The organism is Vallitalea sp. (assembly GCF_025211055.1).
In the GTDB taxonomy this organism is placed as follows: domain Bacteria; phylum Bacillota; class Clostridia; order Lachnospirales; family Vallitaleaceae; genus Vallitalea.
The window spans coordinates 1-2,500 of sequence record NZ_JAOARO010000005.1 but is presented as its reverse complement, the minus strand read 5'-3'; the positions used below and the strand labels follow the sequence as shown (position 1 = coordinate 2,500).

Genomic DNA, 2,500 nt, shown 5'->3' with positions numbered 1-2,500 from the left:
TTCGTTTCTATACAATCTTACGTACACGCTCTCCTGAACCATCATATACATAGTATGCACTGTTGCCACTCTCATCAAGTTCTACATGGGTTAACCAGTCGTTATTATCCCAGTGCATTGCTTTCAGGTGTGGCATCGTTGCCATGTTACCATGAGCATCGTAGCTATACTCTGTTTTGTTCTCTTCGTGACCAAGAAGGTAGTTGTTATTCTCAAAGTTGTAGTAGTAATCTCGTGTCCACTGATCCTTGCTGCGCACCTGCATAATATTACCAAGTTCATCGTACTGGTAGTTATGCGTGTAGTTCTGCATTGCATTAGTTGCAGTGTTTGGCAGTGTTATATCGTTTGCTACATCACTATGGGTAGGCATTGCCATTCCTTTTAGCTCTCTGTCTGTTGCCTTTACTACGCTGTTGTTGTTGTGGATTTGTCAGAAATAAAAAAGCAGCAAAATTCAATTTTATAGAATTTTACTGCCTCGATTTTATTCTAATTAATATTATTAAGACGCAATCGAATCATACTAATTTCCGTCACAAAACAACACTAACCACCAGTACATCAAACATTAATAGAGTGAAAATCATTTATTTTATATTTATGACATCACTTTATTGGTTTATTATTTTATACAATTTATGTAAATATCATGAGAAATTTCCCATAAAAAGGGTTGGTTATCTTCATTATAATCCTGTCTTCCATATAAAGTAAAACATTCACTACTGTCTACACTATTGTATAAATCAATATGATCCAACAGTTTATATATCTTATGCAGAGACATTATTCTTAAAGAATACTCCTTATTCGACCTTGGAACTGATATAATTTCTGACATACCATCTTTAGCAATTTTTGCACCCATAATCAGATTATTATCAGCAAAGACTAATTTCGACTTTACATTCAACTCAGCATCAACATAGAATATCTTTTTAATTGAAGATGCATCGGTATCATTTTCTAAACCAAAAAGGATTTTATCCTTTATCCAAACATCAACTAAATATTCTAAAGCAAAAGTAATAAAACTAGATCGCCCATATTCCTTATCATATACTAAAAACCCATTACCCAAATTATAACGATTTTCATATTTACCTCCACCCGACCATACAATAATAAACACATATCTATCACTATGCAGAAACTCAAATTCAAAACGAATTCTACCTCTTATCGCTAAAGAAGCTCTATTAATCTTCTGTCCATTATCAGATGCATATATACTCCATTGTAAAACAGAGTCTTTCTCTTTATGTTTTACAATTTTCAAAGTAGAAAAATCAATCTTGTATTCATTGGAATAAACAACCTCTTCTGAAATTGAATCAAAACCTTTATATGTTTCTAATAATTTAGCACGTAAATCATTAATCAAGACTTCAATATTCTCTTTATCTAGATTCTGACCATTCATATCTGAAAGGTATATAAACAATAACACTATAATCAATAGTTTTCTAAGCATATCTTAATGTTTTATTACAACTGGTTTCTCTTTTTTTATCATTGATTATTATTTTTTTTGATCTACTTATAATTGGTTCCGGATATTTTAACTCAAATGATATTGTTCCATCTTTATTCATTGATTTTATTCTATAAGATGGCAATAATGGTAATACCTTCTTCCATCCTTTATTAGGCATATCTGGTCTAGTAATAGGCTTACCAAACTTCATTTTATAGCCCTTAAAATTTCTAAACACATCATAAACGCGTCCCTTAAAACTACTTAATGTATTATTATAATAAATATTGACATTTTTATTAGTGAAAAAACCATACGCTGTTTTAACAAAATTCTCATCTTTCCCAGCAGCACAAGCTATAAATACAACGTTTCCTCCATCTTTCACCTTTGAGATAACATCATTTAAACTATTCATAAATCCTCGGGAAAAATCTGTTACCGTTTTCTTATAATACTTATGAATTTCCCTCGTTGTAAATTCATTTCCATTTACTGGATTATATTTAATAGCACCCCTGTTTTCACTGCCATGTGTTCGTATGACAAGGTTATTAATATTTTTTCCTTCATACTTTTTCTTAAGCTCTTTCGAAACACTTTTAATATCTTTACCTGTAATAACAGTCCAGTTCTTTAATTCTTTTGCTTGATCATCTATATCCTTTAATGTCTTTTCTCTCTTTGAAATAAATATTATGACATTCGGATGTGTTTTTGGTTTTCCTTCTTCCAAACCATCAATATCAATCTTAGATACTGGATTATTCCCTGCATACAAAAATGGAGTATAATTTGGATACTTAAACTGCAAAGGATCAACACTCACAAACCTACATATCCAAGCAGCATAATACCTTGCGCCGTAGTAGCACATTCCGGTTTCGTTATCGCGTTCTTTGCCGTTGTATTTGTAGCGTTTTTGCGATATGGTGGTGTTATGTTTTTGGTAGCTTGTTGTACCAAATGGGTGATACTCCTCATAGCTTATGATATTGGCTTTGTCATCAAGTTCTATTG

General features: G+C 31.7%; 3 protein-coding genes. All 3 read right to left on the bottom strand.

The window, feature by feature from the left end; translation table 11 throughout:
- Positions 1 to 7: 7 nt before the first annotated feature.
- Positions 8 to 379: a hypothetical protein gene (locus tag N4A55_RS01095; RefSeq protein WP_293753555.1), complete on the bottom strand. Its 372-nt coding sequence runs from the start codon at positions 377 to 379 to the stop codon at positions 8 to 10.
- A 246-nt stretch (positions 380 to 625) separates the two neighbouring features.
- Positions 626 to 1,477, bottom strand: a complete 852-nt coding sequence (locus tag N4A55_RS01090) for a hypothetical protein (RefSeq protein WP_293753554.1) — start codon at positions 1,475 to 1,477, stop codon at positions 626 to 628.
- The coding region (locus N4A55_RS01085; RefSeq protein ID WP_293753553.1) for an RHS repeat domain-containing protein at positions 1,470 to 2,500 on the bottom strand (1,031 nt) is incomplete at its 5' end. The genes N4A55_RS01085 and N4A55_RS01090, both read right to left, overlap by 8 nt.